General features: G+C 65.6%; 3 protein-coding genes. All 3 read left to right on the top strand.

What is annotated here, in order from left to right; translation table 11 throughout:
- Positions 1–16: 16 nt before the first annotated feature.
- The 3 genes from AB8808_RS11310 to AB8808_RS11300 are packed head-to-tail and all read left to right on the top strand — an operon-like array spanning position 17 to position 21,187.
- Positions 17–187, top strand: coding sequence for a hypothetical protein (locus AB8808_RS11310; RefSeq protein WP_369929411.1), 171 nt, complete (start codon positions 17–19; stop codon positions 185–187).
- A complete protein-coding gene (locus AB8808_RS11305) occupies positions 184–3,381 on the top strand; it encodes a non-ribosomal peptide synthetase (RefSeq protein ID WP_369929409.1) in 3,198 nt (1,065 codons plus the stop codon). The genes AB8808_RS11310 and AB8808_RS11305 overlap by 4 nt, the downstream gene beginning before the upstream one ends.
- Entirely contained in the window at positions 3,332–21,187 is a 17,856-nt protein-coding gene (locus AB8808_RS11300; RefSeq protein ID WP_369929407.1) for a non-ribosomal peptide synthase/polyketide synthase, read from the top strand. Before AB8808_RS11305 ends, AB8808_RS11300 begins: the two co-directional genes overlap by 50 nt.
- The last annotated feature ends 15 nt before the right edge of the window (positions 21,188–21,202 follow it).

The raw sequence follows: 21,202 nt of genomic DNA, 5'->3' as shown, positions 1-21,202 counted from the left end.
GAAAAGGTGAGGAAGTATGGAATTCGTTATCGCGCTGGTTATCTTCGAGCTTGTCTGTATCGTTCTCTGCGTGCATCTTGCCCGACGCAAGTTCGCCAATGTTGTCTTCTGGGGGGCGATGGGCGCCGTCTTCGGTCCGCTCGCCCTGATCGCATTACTCCTCTCCCGGCGAGATGACGATCTGTGAACGCCGGTATCCGCATTCCGCTGGCCTCTTCCCAGCAGGGCATCGTCGTCGATCAGTTGTCCAAACCAGATGCGCCGGTCTACAACATCGGCATGGTGGCCGAACTGGATGGCATCCTCGACGTGGCGAGGCTGCGTGAGGCCGTGCAGGCGACCTTCATGGCGCACGAGGCACTGCGTACGGTCCTGGGCAGGGACGAGGATGGATTCTGGCAGTCGGTGCTGGATACCCCGGATCTTCCCTTCGAGATCATCGACCTGTCCGCCGCCAGCGATCCCGAAGGCGAAGGCTGGAAGCGCGTCGATGAAGGCGTGCGTACCTGTTTTCCCCTGTTCGGTGGATTGCTCTGGAAATCCACGCTCGTCCGCATAGGGTCGCGACGACACCTGTGGGCATTCCGCTTCCATCACGTGGCCTGCGATGGCTACGGTGCCACGCTGTTCTTCAACGAAGTGGCAAGATGGTATGCCGGTGCCATCGACAATGTGGCCCACGATGGTGCGCAAGCGTCTTTCGCCCGGTTTGTCGAGGAGGATCTCGCTTACCTGGCATCGGATCGGTTCACTCGCGACGGTCAATACTGGAAGCGCCGGTTGGCAGACGCATCCGTCGTTCCGCTGGGAGGCTCCACGAGGAGCGACATGACATCGATTCCGTCGAGCGACGTGGTGATGTGGGTGCTCCCGAACGCGGACTACGTGCGCATGGAGACCTTTGCCCGGGACAGGGGCGCGTCCGTGGCCCAGTTCCTGCTTGCGCTCTTCGCCATCTACGTGCACCGGACCACGGGCGAGCGGTCGGTAACGCTGGGCACACCCGTGCACAACCGTAGCAAACCCTGGATACGCCAGACGATCGGCATGGTGTCGGGCATGGTGCCGGTGGTGGTGGATGTCGATCCCGATGCCGGTTTCGATGCACTCCTGGCGGGTATCGGGCAGGAACTGAGGCAAGGGTACAGGCACTGCCGCTATCCCATCGCGCAGATGAATCGGGATCTAGGGCTCTTGCGCCATGCACGTGAGCAGGTCTTCGACATCACCCTTTCCGTCGTCGAGTTGCATGCGGAAGATGCCATGGGCGACGTCAGGTGCCGATTGAGCGCGCGCAATAACGGGAGCCCACAGGGGCCGCTGGTGGTCTGGCTCAAGCATTTCCACGAAGGACACGATGTAGCCCTCGAGCTGACGTACAGCGACGAGGTCTTCGATCGCGCAGCCATCGAGAGAATGCGCTCGGCGCTCCAGGTAGTGATGAAGAGCGTGCTGGATGGCAGTACGGAGACGGTGGCAGGACTACCCATGCTCACGGAGGCAGAGCGGGCGCTCGTCATCCATGACTTCAACGATACCCGACGACCATACCCGTCGGCCCGGTTGATCCACGAGCTCTTCCGTGACCGCGTGACCAGATGCCCGGATGCCATCGCGATACGCCTGCGGCAATCCTCGCTCAGCTACGACGAACTGAATCGCATGGCTAACCGTGCCGCACGGGCCATTGCCACCCACGGGGTCGGCGCGGGATCGTTCATCGCCCTGGTGCTTCCGCGGGGAAGGGACATGATCGTGCTCCAGCTTGCGGTGCTTAAGCTTGGCTGCGCCTGTGTGCCTATCGACCCGGAAGCCCCTGCGCAAAGGAGGAACGCGATACTCCGTAATTTTGGCGGCGCGATGGCCGTGTTCGAGGATATGCCTGACGATGAGGTGGTGGCCTCAGTTCCGCTCCGTTGCGTGACGGCATCGGCGCTTCTCGATGGGAGAGAGGATGCCGACGATATCGTTACCCTGGGACACGCGGATGCCGCGTCGCTGCCGGCCTACGTACTCTACACGTCAGGCTCCACCGGCGCGCCCAAGGGCGTGGTGTTGCCGCACCGGGGCGTGGTTCGCCTGGCCGTTGAAAACGGCTATGCCCGGATCGAGCCATCGGACAAGGTGGCGCACCTCAGCAACCCGGCTTTCGATGCCTCTACCTTCGAGGTCTGGTCGGCGCTCCTCAACGGCGCGGAGCTCGTCATCCTGCCTCACGACGAGTTGATGGGCCATGGCGCGCTGGCCCGTGCCATCGATTATTTCGGGATCTCGGTGATGCTGTTGACCACCGCGTTGTTCAATCACCACGTGGGGGCGTCGCCGCAGGCATTTGCGGGATTGCGTTACCTCCTTTTCGGCGGCGAGGCCTGCGATACGGGGAAAGTACGCGAGCTCTTGCGCAACGGTGCTCCAACACACCTCATCAACGCCTACGGGCCGACGGAAGGGACGACGATCGCGACGTGCTACCGGATCGATAGCGTCGGCGAAGACGACGTCGTGCTGCCCATCGGAAGACCCATAGCAAATACGCGGATCTACTTGCTGGACGCTGCGAAAAGCCCCGTGCCGGTGGGCACCGTCGGCGACATCTATGTCGGGGGCGATGGCCTCGCGATCGGTTACCTCGGCGATCCCGGGCTTACGTCGCGGTGTTTTTTCGCCGATGCTTTCGATGCATCACCAGACGCCCGCATGTACAGGACGGGAGACCGTGGACGGTGGCGAGAGGACGGGAACCTCGACTTCGTCGGCCGCACCGATAACCAGGTGAAGGTGCGCGGGTTCCGCGTCGAGATCGATGAGGTCGAGGCGTTGTTGCGCGGTTGCCCCGGCTCGCGTGACGCCGCCGTGGTCGCCCGCCAAGGTACCGGCGGCGACATCGAACTAGTGGCTTATGTCGTACCCACCGATCCGGCGATATCGGCACGGTCGGTCAGGACGGAGCTGGCGGACATCGCTGCCCACTACATGGTGCCTGCCGTCATCATTCTGATCGACGAGCTCCCTCTTACGCCTAACGGCAAGCTGGATCGTGCCGCTCTCCCGTCGCCTGGCACCGCGCTGGGCGTGCTCTCCGATGAAGACCGGCCACAGGGTGAGATCGAGGAGGCGATCGCCGCCATCTGGTGCGACCTGCTCCGTCTCGACGCGGTACCTCGCCACGCATCGTTTTTCGAACTTGGCGGTCACTCGCTCACCATCTTCAGGCTTGCCGGCCGCCTGAGGGACAGATTCGAGGTAGAGGTGCCACTGCCGTCGATGTTCAGGGGATGCAGCGTGGAAAGCCTTGCCACCGAGGTTTTCGAAGCGATGTTATCCGGATTCGATGGTGCCGAGATCGAGGCCGCGCTGGCCGAAGTGCAACGACTGGATTGAACGCCGGGCCATACATCGGCGCACACCCGCATTGAGATTGGAAACCCACATGGATCATCTCGACGTACGCAAGCGTGACCTCCTTCTCGATCAACTGAAGCGTCGCTCTGCGACGGATGCCTCGCCAAAGCCGCGGATTGTCGCGCGCGCCGGCGCGACTGGTGCAGTGCCGCTTTCACTCGAGCAGCGTCGCCTGTGGTTCCTCGACCAGATGGCCGGGAAAAGCGCGGCGTACAACATCGCAGAAGTGCTGCAGCTCAAGGGTAGGCTGGACGTCGATGCCCTGCGTCATGCGCTTGACGGCATCGTTCGGCGGCACGAGGCCTTGCGTACCACCTTCGACCTTGAGGCGGGCCAACCTTGCCAGGTCGTCGGCGAAGCCATGACGATGGCGCTTGAAGAATCGGATATTTGCGATGTAAGCGACAATGACAAGACGGCCGCCATGCTCGCATGCGTGGACCGGGACCTGGGTGAGCCCTTCGATCTGCAAAATGGGCCTCTGTTCCGTGCCCGCCTGATCCGCCTGGATCCGGAGGATCACGTCCTGTCGTTGACCATGCACCATATCGTGTCGGATGCGTGGTCCATCGGTGTGCTCGTCAGTGAACTGGCCTCGCTTTATGCGCTTGCTACGGGCGAGGCGACGACGGACCTCGCTCCGCTGGAGGTGCAATACGCGGACTACGCGCTCTGGCAGCGTGAGAGCGAACGCGCGGATGGCGCCCGCCTGTCCAGGCAGGTGGATTACTGGAAGCAGCAACTCGAAGGCGCGCCCGAACTCCTGTCGCTGCCACTAGATGGCGTGCGTCCCGCCGAACATCGGTATCGTGGCGGCCGTTCCCCGGTGTCGCTGGGACCCGGGCTCAGCGACAGGCTCAGGTCGTTTGCCCGTGACCAGGGATTCACCACGTACATGATGCTGCACGCGGCCTGGGCCTTCCTGCTTTCGAGGCTTTCAGGCGATGACGACATCGTCATTGGCGTGCCTTCCGTCACGCGGAATGCGAGGGAGCTGGAGGGGCTGGTCGGCTTCTTTATCAACACACTGCCCTTGCGCGTGCGCTTGAGCGACTCCATGGCCGTGGAAAGCTACCTTGATGCGATAAGGACGTGCACCATTGATGCGCTTCGCCACGCGGAGGTGCCTTTCGACCGGCTCGTCGGGGCCGTGAATCCATCGCGCAGCCCGGCATACAACCCCATTTTCCAGGCTACGCTATCACTGGATAACACGCCACGCGCTGCCATCCGGATGCCGGGCCTCGACGTGTCACGGGTCATCGTCTCCCGCGCAGTGTCCGCGTTCGACGCCACGCTGGCCTTGCAGGACGACGGCCACGATATACACGGCATGATCGAATACGCCAGCGATCTTTTCGACGCCGCGACCGTCGAGGAGTGGAGCCGTCACCTGGGCATCGTGGTTGAAGCCCTGCTGCATGATCCTTCGCGGCCGCTGGGCGATATCCGTATTGTCCAGGCAGGGCAGCACGATGCCTTAATGGCGCTGTCGCGTGGCGGCCGAGCCGCCATCACCCGCCCCGTGGATGAAACGATCGTCTCGATCTTCGAACGCCAGGTCCGGGATACACCTGACGCCACCGCGCTTGTCGACGGGCAGGGCACGCTTTCCTACGCCGACCTGAACCGGCGCGCGAACCGGATCGCACGTTATCTCAGAGAGCGTGGCGTCGTAAGGGAAACCCTGGTGGCGATATGCATGGAGCGCGGTATCGGCCTGATGACGGCCATCCTGGGCGTACTCAAGGCGGGCGGCGCGTATCTCCCACTGGATCCCGGTTATCCCGCGGAGCGCCTGCAATACATGTTGCAGGATTCCGAGGCACCGTTCCTGCTCTCGGATTCGTCGCTAGAGGCCGATCTTCCCGCGTCGGCCTCAAGGGTCATTCTCCTGGACCTCGAAAGGGAACGCACCGCGGCATACGCCACCGACGATCTCGACCTGCGCAACGACATCGGTGCGAATTCCCTGGCCTACGTTATCTATACATCCGGCACCTCGGGGCAGCCCAAGGGGGTGATGCTCGAGCATGGCGGCGTCTGCAACCTGGCCAGCCTCCTGCGAGAGTCGCTGGACGTGGGTGCCGGGTCGCAGGTAGTGCAGTTCGCCTCCTTCAGCTTCGATGCTTCCGTATGGGAGTGGTCGATGGCGTTATTGAACGGCGCATGCCTGCACCTGCCGGCAAGGGAAGAGCTCATGCCGGGGGCGCCTCTCCTGGATACGTTGCGCGATCGGCACATCACCCACGCCACGCTGCCACCCACCGCGCTACATGTGAGTGGCACCGCTGATTTGCCATCGTTGCGTACGCTCGTGGTGGCTGGTGAGGCTTGCCCGCGCGAGCTGGTCGAGCGTTGGGCGCCCGGCCGCCTGTTCGTGAACGCTTACGGGCCTACCGAGGCAACGGTGTGCGCAACCATGTATCGGTGTGTTGCGGGAGGCAAGGGCAACGTACCCATTGGCAAGCCGCTTGCGAACACGACGGTCCATATCCTGGATGCCCGCGGTCATCTCGTGCCGCGTGGGGTGATCGGTGAGATCCACATCGGCGGCGCAGGCGTCGCCAGGGGTTACCTTCATCGTGCCGATCTTACCGATAGCCGGTTCGTCAGCGATCCGTTCGACGGGGCAGCGCGATCGCGAATGTATGCCACCGGCGACCTGGCGCGCTGGCTGCCGGACGGCAACATCGAATACGTGGGGCGAAACGACGACCAGTTGAAGATCCGCGGCTTCCGCGTGGAACCAGGCGAGATCGAAACGCGGCTCGAGGCCATCCAGGGCATACGCCAGGCGTTCGTGGCTGCCGGCGCGGATCGAGGCGCCGGTCGTGAACTGACGGCGTATATCGTGCCGGATGGCTCTGCAGGAGAGGGTTGGCAGATCCTTTCGAACGGCTTGCGTGTCGCCCAGCTCAATGGGCACGAAACCCGCCAGATATTCCACGAGATTTTCGTGGCGCAGACTTATTTCCGGCACGGGGTCATGCTGCGAAAGGGAAGTTGTGTCCTCGACGTGGGGGCGAACATCGGCCTGTTCACGTTGTTTGTCAAGGGTATCGATCCGGATGCAAGGGTATTTGCGTTCGAACCATCTCCACCCGCGTTCGACTGCCTGTCGCGCAATGTTGCCTTGCATGACCTCGATGTCCATATCCTTCGCTACGGCCTCTCGGATACCCCGGGCATGCAGGCGTTCACCCATTATCCGTTGATGTCCGGAAACTCCGGGTTTTACGCGGATGCGCTACGGGATAGCGAGGCGACCAGGACCTTCCTGCGGAACAGGCTCGAGCACGCGACCGCCGATGTCGACGTGGTGCTCGCCGGGAAATTCGCCAGCGAAACCTACGATTGCGAGCTTCGTACCCTGTCGCAGGTGCTTCGCGACCATGCGATCGAGCATGTGGATCTGCTCAAGGTCGACGTGGAAAAGAGTGAATGGGATGTCGTTCGTGGCATGGACGGAGGCGATTGGGCGCGTGTCCAGCAAGTCGTGGTGGAAGTGCATGACATCGACGGCCGCCTGATACAGATGCTCGACCTGCTACGCGGGCACGGTTTCGTCTGCGTTTCCCATCAGGAAGCGGACCTGAAGGGTACGGATATCTTCCAGGTCTATGGCGTCAAGCCCGGCTACGCCGAGCGTTACGCTGCCCTGCCCATCGTGCCCTGCGAGGATGTTCCTCACGCTGCCGGGCGCGCGGCAGGTCTTCCCGAACCCGAAGCGATCAGGGCGAGACTGCGCGAATACCTGCCCGATTACATGGTTCCCACGTCCTTCGTCGTGCTGGACGAGCTGCCTCTCACGGCCAATGGAAAGGTTGACCGCAGGCGGTTGCCCGATGCGGCCGATGCTCTTTCCTCTCTGCAGGACGATGGCGATACGTGGCACGGCATCGAGGAAGATATCGCCCACATCTGGCGCGAAATGTTCCCTGGCCAGCGTATTGGCCGCCTGAGCAGCTTTTTTGAACTCGGCGGGCATTCGCTGCTGGCGATCCAGGTCATCGGCAGGTTACGCGAGAGGACAGGGTTCGACCTGAGCCTGCAGGATATGTTCGAAGAACCGACGATCGAAGGTATCGCGGCCCGCATGGCCGCGAAGAGCGGCCACGATGCCCTCCCGATCACGGCCGTCGATCGTAGCGGCGCCCTTCCGCTGTCCTCTGCCCAACAAAGGCTTTGGTTCATCGATCGATTCGAACAGTCCGCCCATGCCTACAATGTGTGCGGTGCGGTGCGCATCGTCGGCGAGCTCGACGAGGATGCGTTGTGCGCATCGCTGGACGCTCTCCTGCATCGGCATGAGGTGCTGCGTACCCGTTTTGTCGAGGAGGAAGGCGTTCCGCAGCAGCGGATCGAAAGCCTGGTCGCATTTCCCCTGGTGGTGGCGAGCGAAGACGATGCCGGGATCGAGGCCATCGTCCAGGATGAACTGCGCGTCACGTTCGACCTGGCCACCGGGCCGCTCATCCGCGGACGGATGGTTCGCGTGTCGCCACGTGAAACGATCCTGGTGATCAGCCTCCACCATATCGTAGCGGATGGCTGGTCACTGTCGATCCTGTTCCGTGAGCTCGGTGAGCTTTATGCCTTGCGGGTGGCCGATCCGGGGGCGAAGGCGCTGCCCGAGCTTCCCCTTCAGTACGCGGATTACGCGGCCTGGCAGCGCGGGCGGTTGCAGGGGGATTACCTGCAGAGGCAGCTGGCGTTCTGGGGCGAGCACCTGCGCGGAGCTCCGGCGTTGCTCACGCTGCCGCTGGACCGGCCACGCCCGGGCGTGCGCGGTTACCGCGGTGCCAACGTGCTGTTCGCGATCGATGCCGCGACCACGGCGGGGTTGGTCGGGCTGGCCCGTGAGCAGGGCGCGACCCTGTTCATGGTGCTGTACACCGGCTTTGCGATCCTGCTGTCGCGGTTGAGCCACCAGGCGGACGTGGTGATCGGTACGCCGGTGGCGAACCGCGACCGCATCGAGACGGAGTCGCTGGTCGGGTTCTTCGTCAACACCCTGGCGTTGCGCACGCGCACGAGCGACGAGGACGGCACGCCGCTCGATGCGGCCACGTTGCTGGCGACGGTCAGGCAGACGGCGCTGGAGGCGTACCGGCACCAGGAGGTGCCGTTCGAGCAGGTGGTGGAACACATGCAGCCATCGCGGGACATGAGCCACAGCCCGCTGTTCCAGGCAAGCCTGACCCTGCAGAACGTGCCGCGCAGCGAACTGGCGCTGGCGGGCCTGTCGCTGCAGCCGTACGAGGTGCTGCCGGAGACGGCGAAGACGGATCTGTCGCTGTATCTGGAAGAACGCGACGGCCTGATCGTGGGCGGGTTCAATTACGCCACGGACCTGTTCGAGCGGGAGACGATCGAGCGCTGGGCGGAGTATTTCCAGGTGTTGCTCTCGGCGATGGTCGCGACGCCGTCGCAGCGGATCGACCGGCTGCCGCTGATGCGGGCGCCGGCACGGGCTGCGGTGCTGCAGGCGAGCCGTGGCCCGGCCGTGCCGTTGGCGGCACACACGATCCCGGCGCTGTTCCGCGCCGTGGCGCAGCGCCATGCATCGGCGGCGGCGTTGTCGGATGGCACGCAGTGCATGAGTTACGCAACGCTGGACGCGCGTTCGAACCGGCTCGCCCGGTACCTGCGCGAGCAGGGCGTGGGCCGGGAGACGCCGGTGGCGGTCTGCCTGGGGCGTGGGCTGGAACTCGTGGTGACGATGCTGGGGATCTGGAAGGCGGGCGGGGCCTTCGTGCCGCTGGATCCGGGCTACCCCGCCGAGCGGCTGCAATACATGCTCGAGGATGCGGAGCCGCCGCTGGTGGTGACCACATCGGTGCTGTCGGCCGGGCTGCCGACGACGGTGGCGCGGCTGGTGGAGCTGGACCGGATCGAGGCGCGGCTCGCCGCGTGCGCCGACACGGCGCTGCCGGCGGAGGACGAAGGGGACGGCGCGCGGCTGGCCTACGTGATCTACACCTCGGGATCGACGGGCCGGCCCAAGGGCGTAATGGTCGAGCACGGATCGGTATGCAACCTGTGGCAGGCGCAGCGCGATAGCCTGGGTGTGGGGTCCGGATCGAAGGTGCTGCAGTTTGCCTCCAGTAGTTTCGACGCCTCGATCTGGGAGTGGACCATGGCACTGCTGGGCGGCGGTTGCCTGGAGCTGGCCACGTCGGAGGCGTTGCTGCCTGGCGAGCCGTTGGCGCGCACGTTACGTGAGCGGGGCATCACCCACCTGACGCTGCCACCGAGCGCGCTGTCGGTGTTGCCGGCGGGATCGGGCGAGAGCGTGCGCGTGCTGGTGGTGGCGGGTGAGGCCTGCGCGCCGGCTTTGGCGCAAGCCTGGCTGCCGGGTCGGCAGGTGATCAACGCCTATGGTCCCACCGAGGGCACGGTGTGCGCGAGCATGCAGGTGTGCGGGGAGGAGGACGTCGAGTCGTTGCCGATCGGGCGCCCGCTGGCGAACACCGCGATGTACCTGCTCGATGGCGAGGGCGAGCCGGTGCCGCCGGGAATCGTGGGCGAGATCTGGCTCGGCGGCGCGGGCGTGGCGCGGGGTTACCTGAACCAGCCGTCGCTGAGCGCGGAGCGGTTCGTGGCGGACCGTTTCGCCGGTGCGGTGGCGGCGCGGATGTACCGGACGGGCGATCTGGGCCGGTGGCGGGCGGATGGGCGGATGGCGTACCTGGGCCGCGACGACGCGCAGGTGAAGCTGCGCGGCTACCGGATCGAGACGGGCGAGATTGAGGCGCGGCTGCGGGAACATCCGGCGGTGGACGAGGCGGTGGTGGCGGTGCGCGGCGACGACCCGCAACTGGTGGCCTACCTGCGGGGCGAGGCGGCGGACACGGTGGCCTGGCGCGATTACCTGGCCGCGCGCCTGCCGGGGTACATGATCCCGCAGCGGTTCGTGGCGGTCGCGTCGTTCGCGCTGACGCCGACGGGGAAGATCGATCGGCACCGCCTGCCCGATCCGGCGGGGGCGGCCGCGGACCGGCCGCACGAGGCACCGGTGGGCGAGATCGAAACACTTATGGCGACCCTGTGGCAGGGCCTGCTGGGAGAGGAAGGGATCGGGCGCCACGACAACTTCTTCGAGCGGGGCGGCCACTCGTTGCTGGCCACGCGTTTGATGGCGCAGGTGCAGGACGTGCTGTCGGTGGACCTGCCGCTGCGCACGCTGTTCGAACACCCGACCCTGGCGCAATTGAGCGAGCAGGTGCGTGTCGCGGCGATGGCCGGGGACGGCACGCGGATGCTCCCGCTGACGCCGCGGGTCGCGGGCGACCGGGGGCCGTTGTCGTTCGCGCAGGAACGCTTGTGGTTCCTGGAACGGATGGGCCTGGTGGGCACCGCATACGGGATCCCGGTGTCGCTGCGCATCGATGGCCGGCTGGATGGGGCGCGCCTCGAGCGGGCGCTGGACGAGGTGGTCCGTCGGCACGCGAGCCTGCGCACGCGTTTCGGGGAAGCCGACGGCGTGCCGTACCAGGTCATCGACCCGGCGCTGCCGCGGCTGTTGCCGCGGGTCGACCTGTCGGGACTGGCGGTGGCGGAAGGCGAGGCGGCCCTGGCCCGCCTGCAGCAGGAGGCGGCCTCGCACCGGTTCGACCTGTCGGCGGGGCCGGTGTACCACCAGCAGCTGGTGACGCTGGGCGAGGAACGCCACGCGTTGCTGCTGACCATGCATCACATCGTCTTCGACGGTTGGTCGGCCTCGATCTTCGTACGCGAGGTTGGAGCGTGGTACGAAGCGCTGGGCGAGGGTCGGGTACCCGACCTGGCCGAACCGGCGGTGCGCTACGTCGATTACGCGGCCTGGCAGCGCGAGCGGTTGCAGGGGGATTACCTGCAGAGGCAGCTGGCGTTCTGGGGCGAGCACCTGCGCGGAGCTCCGGCGTTGCTCACGCTGCCGCTGGACCGGCCACGCCCGGGCGTGCGCGGTTACCGCGGTGCCAACGTGCTGTTCGCGATCGATGCCGCGACCACGGCGGGGTTGGTCGGGCTGGCCCGTGAGCAGGGCGCGACCCTGTTCATGGTGCTGTACACCGGCTTTGCGATCCTGCTGTCGCGGTTGAGCCACCAGGCGGACGTGGTGATCGGTACGCCGGTGGCGAACCGCGACCGCATCGAGACGGAGTCGCTGGTCGGGTTCTTCGTCAACACCCTGGCGTTGCGCACGCGCACGAGCGACGAGGACGGCACGCCGCTCGATGCGGCCACGTTGCTGGCGACGGTCAGGCAGACGGCGCTGGAGGCGTACCGGCACCAGGAGGTGCCGTTCGAGCAGGTGGTGGAACACATGCAGCCATCGCGGGACATGAGCCACAGCCCGCTGTTCCAGGCAAGCCTGACCCTGCAGAACGTGCCGCGCAGCGAACTGGCGCTGGCGGGCCTGTCGCTGCAGCCGTACGAGGTGCTGCCGGAGACGGCGAAGACGGATCTGTCGCTGTATCTGGAAGAACGCGACGGCCTGATCGTGGGCGGGTTCAATTACGCCACGGACCTGTTCGAGCGGGAGACGATCGAGCGCTGGGCGGAGTATTTCCAGGTGTTGCTCTCGGCGATGGTCGCGACGCCGTCGCAGCGGATCGACCGGCTGCCGCTGATGCGGGCGCCGGCACGGGCTGCGGTGCTGCAGGCGAGCCGTGGCCCGGCCGTGCCGTTGGCGGCACACACGATCCCGGCGCTGTTCCGCGCCGTGGCGCAGCGCCATGCATCGGCGGCGGCGTTGTCGGATGGCACGCAGTGCATGAGTTACGCAACGCTGGACGCGCGTTCGAACCGGCTCGCCCGGTACCTGCGCGAGCAGGGCGTGGGCCGGGAGACGCCGGTGGCGGTCTGCCTGGGGCGTGGGCTGGAACTCGTGGTGACGATGCTGGGGATCTGGAAGGCGGGCGGGGCCTTCGTGCCGCTGGATCCGGGCTACCCCGCCGAGCGGCTGCAATACATGCTCGAGGATGCGGAGCCGCCGCTGGTGGTGACCACGTCGGTGCTGTCGGCCGGGCTGCCGACGACGGTGGCGCGGCTGGTGGAGCTGGACCGGATCGAGGCGCGGCTCGCCGCGTGCGCCGACACGGCGCTGCCGGCGGAGGACGAAGGGGACGGCGCGCGGCTGGCCTACGTGATCTACACCTCGGGATCGACGGGCCGGCCCAAGGGCGTAATGGTCGAGCACGGATCGGTATGCAACCTGTGGCAGGCGCAGCGCGATAGCCTGGGTGTGGGGTCCGGATCGAAGGTGCTGCAGTTTGCCTCCAGTAGTTTCGACGCCTCGATCTGGGAGTGGACCATGGCACTGCTGGGCGGCGGTTGCCTGGAGCTGGCCACGTCGGAGGCGTTGCTGCCTGGCGAGCCGTTGGCGCGCACGTTACGTGAGCGGGGCATCACCCACCTGACGCTGCCACCGAGCGCGCTGTCGGTGTTGCCGGCGGGATCGGGCGAGAGCGTGCGCGTGCTGGTGGTGGCGGGTGAGGCCTGCGCGCCGGCTTTGGCGCAAGCCTGGCTGCCGGGTCGGCAGGTGATCAACGCCTATGGTCCCACCGAGGGCACGGTGTGCGCGAGCATGCAGGTGTGCGGGGAGGAGGACGTCGAGTCGTTGCCGATCGGGCGCCCGCTGGCGAACACCGCGATGTACCTGCTCGATGGCGAGGGCGAGCCGGTGCCGCCGGGAATCGTGGGCGAGATCTGGCTCGGCGGCGCGGGCGTGGCGCGGGGTTACCTGAACCAGCCGTCGCTGAGCGCGGAGCGGTTCGTGGCGGACCGTTTCGCCGGTGCGGTGGCGGCGCGGATGTACCGGACGGGCGATCTGGGCCGGTGGCGGGCGGATGGGCGGATGGCGTACCTGGGCCGCGACGACGCGCAGGTGAAGCTGCGCGGCTACCGGATCGAGACGGGCGAGATTGAGGCGCGGCTGCGGGAACATCCGGCGGTGGACGAGGCGGTGGTGGCGGTGCGCGGCGACGACCCGCAACTGGTGGCCTACCTGCGGGGCGAGGCGGCGGACACGGTGGCCTGGCGCGATTACCTGGCCGCGCGCCTGCCGGGGTACATGATCCCGCAGCGGTTCGTGGCGGTCGCGTCGTTCGCGCTGACGCCGACGGGGAAGATCGATCGGCACCGCCTGCCCGATCCGGCGGGGGCGGCCGCGGACCGGCCGCACGAGGCACCGGTGGGCGAGATCGAAACACTTATGGCGACCCTGTGGCAGGGCCTGCTGGGAGAGGAAGGGATCGGGCGCCACGACAACTTCTTCGAGCGGGGCGGCCACTCGTTGCTGGCCACGCGTTTGATGGCGCAGGTGCAGGACGTGCTGTCGGTGGACCTGCCGCTGCGCACGCTGTTCGAACACCCGACCCTGGCGCAATTGAGCGAGCAGGTGCGTGTCGCGGCGATGGCCGGGGACGGCACGCGGATGCTCCCGCTGACGCCGCGGGTCGCGGGCGACCGGGGGCCGTTGTCGTTCGCGCAGGAACGCTTGTGGTTCCTGGAACGGATGGGCCTGGTGGGCACCGCATACGGGATCCCGGTGTCGCTGCGCATCGATGGCCGGCTGGATGGGGCGCGCCTCGAGCGGGCGCTGGACGAGGTGGTCCGTCGGCACGCGAGCCTGCGCACGCGTTTCGGGGAAGCCGACGGCGTGCCGTACCAGGTCATCGACCCGGCGCTGCCGCGGCTGTTGCCGCGGGTCGACCTGTCGGGACTGGCGGTGGCGGAAGGCGAGGCGGCCCTGGCCCGCCTGCAGCAGGAGGCGGCCTCGCACCGGTTCGACCTGTCGGCGGGGCCGGTGTACCACCAGCAGCTGGTGACGCTGGGCGAGGAACGCCACGCGTTGCTGCTGACCATGCATCACATCGTCTTCGACGGTTGGTCGGCCTCGATCTTCGTACGCGAGGTTGGAGCGTGGTACGAAGCGCTGGGCGAGGGTCGGGTACCCGACCTGGCCGAACCGGCGGTGCGCTACGTCGATTACGCGGCCTGGCAGCGCGAGCGGTTGCAGGGGGATTACCTGCAGAGGCAGCTGGCGTTCTGGGGCGAGCACCTGCGCGGAGCTCCGGCGGTGACCACCTTGCCTACGGATCGCCCGCGTCCAGCCATCGCCAGCCATCGTGGGGCGAGCATGTCGGTATGGCTTTCCAAAGAGCTATCCGACGAACTGATGGCATTCGCGCAGCGCGAGAACGTGACGCTTTTCATGCTGCTCCTGAGCGCGTTCCAGGTACTGATCTATCGATGGACGGGTCAGGACGACGTTGTGGTAGGCACCCCGGTTGCCGGGCGGACGCATCCCGCGACGGAAGACCTGGTGGGCTTCTTCGTCAACATGCTTCCGCTGCGCGCCCGTATCGAAGGAGGGCGCGCGTTCCGCGATGCCCTGGCGGAAACGCGGGAGATCGCGCTACAGGCATACGCCAACCAAGATCTGCCTTTTGAAAGGCTCGTGGCCGAGCTCCATCCGGAACGCGATCTTTCCAAACATCCTGTTTTCCAGACGAAGTTCCAGCTGACCAACTTTCCCAAGTCGACCGTTTCGCCTGATGGCACGGTTTTCAGCGACATGCCGTTTGCAACGCATACGACATCCAAATTCGACCTGTCGCTCGACATGTCGTATGAAGAAAAAGGCATCCAGTACGGCTTCGAGCATGCCACCGACCTGTTTGACGAAGACACGGTCGCCCGCTTCGCATCGAGCTACCGGGGATTGCTCGAAAGCGTCGTGGCCGACCCTGCCTGCCCGGTGGATATGCTGTCCATGGACCAGGGCTCGGCGCTAGACCGCGTGCTGGCCCATAACCCGCCGCCGACCGCCTACCCGGAAGAGGGGTTGTTGCACGAAGCGTTCGAAGCCCATGCGGCCGCGTCACCGGGCGCGTTGGCGCTGGTGTACGAATCGCGGCAGCTCAGTTACGGGGAATTGAACGCGCGGGCCAACCAGGTGGCGGCGTACCTTCGTGCGCAGGGAGTGGGGCCCGACGACCTTGTCGGGGTATGCATGGAACGCGGGGTGGAGATGGTGGTGGGCCTGCTGGGCGTGCTGAAGGCGGGCGGGGCGTACGTGCCGCTGGACCCTGGCTACCCGCCGGAGCGGCTGGCCTACCTGCTGGAGGATGCCGCGCCGCGCCGGGTGCTGACCCAGTCGTGGCTGCGTTCGCGGCTGCCAGCGTGCGAGGCGCCGGTGCTGGCCCTGGACGAGGCGTGGCTGGAGGAGCAACCGTGCACGAACGTGGCGGTGCCGGGGCTGGGCTCGCGCCACCTGGCCTACGTGATCTACACCTCCGGCTCCACAGGTCGTCCGAAGGGGGCGATGAACGAGCACCGGGCGGTGGTGAACCGGCTGCACTGGATGCAGCAGGCGCAGGGTCTGGCGGCGTCGGACCGGGTGCTGCAGAAGACGCCATACGGTTTCGACGTCTCGGTCTGGGAATTCTTCTGGCCGTTGTCGCAGGGCGCGACCCTGGTGCTGGCCCGCCCGGGTGGGCACCAGGACCCGTCGTACCTGAGCGGGCTGATCCGGTCGCAGGGGGTGACGACGGTGCACTTCGTGCCCTCGATGTTGCGGGCGTTCCTGGACGGAGTCGATCCGGCGCATTGCATGAGCCTGCGGCGGATCGTGTGCAGCGGCGAGGAACTGCCGGTAGCGGTGCAGGACGATTGCCTGGCCCGCTTGCCATGGGCGGCGCTGTACAACCTATACGGCCCGACGGAAGCGGCGATCGACGTGACGGCGTGGATGTGCCGGCGGGAGGAGGGGGCGACGCGGGTGCCGATCGGGCGGCCGATCGCCAACACGCGGATCTATATCCTGGACGAACGGGGCGAGGTGGTGCCCGAAGGGGTGGCGGGCGAGATCCACATCGCCGGCGTGGCGGTGGGCCGTGGCTACTGGCGGCGTCCAGAGCTGACGGCGGAGCGTTTCGTGACGGACCGTTTCGCCGGTGCGGTAGAGGCGCGGATGTACCGGACGGGTGACCTGGGGCGGTGGCGCAAGGATGGGGTGATCGAGTACCTGGGCCGCCGGGACGACCAGGTGAAAATCCGTGGCCATCGGATCGAACCGGGCGAGATAGAAGCGGCCCTGCTGGCCCAGCCGCAGGTTCGCCAGGCCGCGGTACTGGCCCACCAGGATCATGCCGGCGATCGCCGGCTCGTCGCCTACGCAGGCACATCGATGGTGGAGCTGCGACGCCTGCATGCCGGTGCGGCACCCGTCCTGGCGACGGTAGACCTCGTCGACGAGTGGGAGAATCTTTACGAGTCGGCTTACCGGGAAGAAGACGAAACCGCGGGGCCCACGTTTGTCAGCTGGAACAGCAGTTACACCGGCCTGCCGATACCCAGCGAGGAAATGGATGAATGGCTGAATGCCACCGTCGATCGCATCCTTGCCCTGAAGCCCCGGCACGTCCTGGAGATAGGCTGCGGCGTCGGCCTGCTTATCGAACGGCTGGCACCGCATTGCGAAAGCTACGTTGCCTCCGACCTGTCCGGCGTTGCGGTGGACTCCGTCAGGCGCTGGACGGCAAGGCGAGGGGAGTTCGGGCATGTCACCGTATCGAAACGCAAGGCCGACGATTTCAGCGGGTGGGCTCCGGGATCGATGGATACGATCATCATCAATTCCGTCGTCCAGTATTTCCCCGATACGCGCTACCTCCTTTCCGTATTGACGAAGGCTGCCGAGGCCCTGACTGAAGGTGGCCGGATCTTTGTCGGCGACGTTCGCAACTTCGATCTCTTCGAGGCATTCCATCACTCCGTGCAGCATGCGAAGGCGGGCGGCAGCTTCACCGAGCGGCAACTCATCGACCGCGTGCGCGTCGCGATGACTAACGAAGAAGAACTCCTCGTGTCGCCCGGCTTCTTCAGCGAACTGGGAGCCATCGTACCCAGGCTTGCAAGGGTCGAAACGACTCTTCGCCAAGGCGTGTTCGACAACGAGTTGAACCGTTATCGCTATGACGTCGTGCTGCATGTGAATCAGCAGGTGGTACCGACACCCTGCCAGGCCACCACCGATCCTGCGGATTCGGTGGATGAAGCGATGGCGCGTCTTGCCAACGACCCGCTGGGCTCGAGGCTCATGCACCAGTTCTCCCTGCATCTTCGGTCGGCGCTGAAGGAAACCTTGCCCGAGTACATGGTGCCGCAAGCGATCATCGTTCTGGACGGCTTGCCGGTGAGTGCTAATGGCAAGATCGACCGGCGGAGCCTGCCTGATCCGTTGATAGCCCATGGTATGGACGAGCGCACCTATGAACCGGTCCGTGGCGACATCGAATCGCAGCTGGCGGTGCTCTGGAGCGAGCTGCTGGGGATGGACAGGATCGGACGCAACGATAATTTCTTCGACCTGGGCGGCCATTCGCTACTTGCGGTGCAACTCGTTGCGCGTATAGAGCGGCACATGGGCAATCAGGTGTCCCTTGGCAGTATCTTCAACCTGCCCACCATTGCGTCGCTGGCCGAAGCGATCGCTGGCATGATCACGGTGCCGGAACGGCCCTCGTTGCTAAAAACCGCTCGCCAGGGACCGATACCGGCCTCCTTCGCGCAGCGCAGGATGTGGTTCATCGACAGGCTGCAGGAAACGGGAGCTGCCTATCACATCGCGGTAGGAATGCGGCTCAAGGGCAAGTTGCAGGTCGATGCCCTCCGCGCCGCGCTCGACGCCATCGTCGACAGGCACGAAGCGCTCAGGACTGTGCTGGTCGAAAGCAAAGGCATGCCCTACCAGCAGGTCATGCAGGATGCGACTTGCCCGCTGCTCGTCTTCGACCTGGCGGGGGTATCCCCGGATCGACTCGACGAAGTGCTCGCATTGCATGCCACGGAAGCGATGGAAGCGCCTTTCTCGCTGTCGGCCGGGCCCCTGGTCCGGGCGAGACTGGTCCGATGCGCCAGGGACGAGCACATCCTGTACATCGTACAGCACCACATCGTGTCGGATGGCTGGTCCATGGGCATCTTCCTGCGCGAACTGGCCGGGTTGTATGCAGCCTTCCGCGGTGGAAAGAGCATGGCGCTCACGCCATTACCGATCCAGTACGCCGACTACGCTCTCTGGCAGCAGGCGTGGCTGGGCGAGGATGTTGCGATGCGGCAGTTGGCCTACTGGAGATCCCACCTGGAGGGAGCCCCGGCGGTACTCGAACTCCCCACCGATCGTCCGCGTCCCGCGAAGCAAGATTACCGCGGCGACAATGTGATGGTGGAAATCGACGCCGGGCTGGCCGCGGCGTTGCATCGGTTGGCGAGAAGCGCCGATGTCACCCTGCACATGGTGCTGGTCAGCGCTTTTTCCATCCTGCTCTCCCGGCTCAGCGGCCAGGACGATGTCGTCATCGGCACCCCGGTCGCCAATCGAGACCAGGTGGAGGTAGAAGACCTCATCGGTTTCTTCGTCAACACGCTGGCTGTGCGCTTCCGCCCTGGCGCGGCCAGGCGTGTCGACGAATTGCTCAATGCAACGCGGCAGGCGACATTACGGGGCTACGCCCACCAGGATGTTCCCTTTGAACAGGTGGTGGAAGCGCTCCAGCCACGACGCGATGCGTCGCACTCACCGTTGTTCCAGGCGATGTTCATGTTGAGGAACACGCCCATGGGCGATGTCAGGCTCGCGGATATCGAGTGCGTTCCCGAAGCGTTGCCTGGTAGCTCGGCCCAGTTCGATCTCTCGCTTCTGCTCCACGAGGAGGATGGGCGCATCGTCGGAGCCATGAACTACGCAACGTCGCTGTTCGATCGATCGACCGTTTCACGCTGGGTGGATTCGTTCAAACGTCTGCTCGCCGCGATGGCCGCCGATGCATCGGCGGAACTGGACTCACTCCCGCTTCTTTCCGCGCACGAGCACGATCAGGTGACGAGGCTATTCCAGGGACATGCGTTGCCTCCGCACGACGTGCGCCTGCTCCACGAGGGATTCGAGGCCCATGCCGCGGCGAGGCCCGAGCGTATCGCGTTAGTGTGCGGAAACACGGAGATGACCTATGGCGAGTTGAACCGGCGCGCGAACCGCTGGGCATGGCACCTGCGAAGCATGGGCGTCTCAACGGGCGATCTCGTCGCCCTCTGCCTGGAACGTGGCCCCGAACTGATCGTGGGCATCCTCGCCATCCTCAAGACGGGTGCGGCCTACCTGCCCCTGGATCCGGGCCACCCGGACAAACGGATCGCATTCATGCTGCGCGATGCGAAGCCCAAGGCGGTGCTGACGCGGGCGGAGGCATCGCATCTCCTGCCGGATGACAATCGCGTGGCTATCATCGATATGGATCGGGTATCGCCGCCCGAGCGGGATACGAATCCCGCTCCCCGGGGGTGCATGCCTGGCGACCTGGCCTACGTCATTTACACGTCCGGATCCACCGGTGAGCCCAAGGGCGTTCTGGTTGAACATGCGTCGGTAGCTCACCTGCTCGATGCGACACGAGCATCGTTCGGCTTCAGCGCCGATGACGTCTGGTGCCTGTTCCATTCCATAGCCTTCGATTTTTCGGTATGGGAGATATGGGGGGCATTGCACCATGGCGGGCAACTGGTCATCGTGCCGCGGCCTGTCGCCGCGTCTGCCGTCGACTTCCACCGGCTGGTTTGCGACAGCGGGGTGACGGTGCTGAACCAGACCCCCGGCGCATTTCGTGGCTTCATGGAGGCCGACCGCCGGAGCGAGGACAAGCACTGCCTGCGTTACGTGATTTTCGGTGGGGAAGCGTTGAAGCCCGCCATGCTCCGGGAATGGTATGCAAGGTACCCGGAGGATTCGCCGGGCATGGTGAACATGTACGGGATCACCGAGACAACCGTCCACGTCACCTGCCATACCTTGAGTGATAGCGAGACACGAAGCCATGGGAGCCCGATCGGCAGCGGCATACCGGGCATGCGTTGTTACCTGCTGGATTCCCGCCGGCGGCCCGTGCCGATCGGCGTGACAGGCGAGCTCTACATCGGCGGCCCCGGTGTCGCGCGTGGTTATCTACGACGCCCGGAACTGAGCGCGGAGCGGTTTCTTACTGATCCGTTCGCGACGGAGCCAGGGGCGCGCATGTACCGCAGTGGCGACTTGGCCCGGTTCCGGACCGACGGCCGGCTGATGTTCCTTGGCCGGGCCGATGCCCAGGTGAAGATCCGCGGCCATCGCGTGGAAATGGGTGAAGTCGAAGCCGTCGTGCTGGCACAACATGAGGTGGACCAATCGGTGGTCGTCGCCCGCGAGGATCATGCCGGTGAGTGGCGAATCGTCGCCTTCGTGGTGTGGAGCGAAGGACACCCCGTCGACGTGGGCAGGTTCCGCGCCCGGTTGCGCGAGTCGCTGCCCGATTACATGGTTCCGTCCATCGTCGTTCCCATGGAGCAGCTGCCGGTCAACGCCAACGGCAAGATCGATCGCGAGCGTCTGCTCGCGATGCCCGCCGTCCAGCCCGTGACAGAGCAGATGCCCGCATCCACGCCTGTCGAGCATCTCCTCTGCGGGATCTGGGTAGATCTGCTTGGAGTGGAAGCGATCGGTATCCAGGACGATTTCTTCGTGCTGGGAGGCCACTCACTCCTGGTGACGAGGATGCTGTTCAAGGTAAGGGACATTTTCCAGGTCGATATACCGCTGGGTGGCTTCCTCGATGCCCCGACTGTCGGCAGCCTGGCGGAGGCTATCGCCGTACGCCGCGGCAACCGCGACGAGGTGGAGGATATCGCTGCGGCGTTCATCCGGGTTGGCGAGCTGTCCGATGAAGAGGTGGACGCGCTTCTCGGAGGGACGCCCTCGTGATGTTCGTCATGGGAA

It is taken from the genome of Xanthomonas sp. NCPPB 2632 (assembly GCF_041228075.2).
In the GTDB taxonomy this organism is placed as follows: domain Bacteria; phylum Pseudomonadota; class Gammaproteobacteria; order Xanthomonadales; family Rhodanobacteraceae; genus Luteibacter.
The sequence above is the reverse complement of the archived record's forward strand: the minus strand, read 5'-3'. Positions and strand labels throughout refer to the sequence as shown.

Coding starts and splice junctions, on each gene's coding strand:
- AB8808_RS11310 (WP_369929411.1), top strand. CDS start 17: ATGGAATTCGTTATCGCGCTGGTTATCTTCGAGCTTGTCTGTATCGTT.
- AB8808_RS11300 (WP_369929407.1), top strand. CDS start 3,332: ATGGTGCCGAGATCGAGGCCGCGCTGGCCGAAGTGCAACGACTGGATT.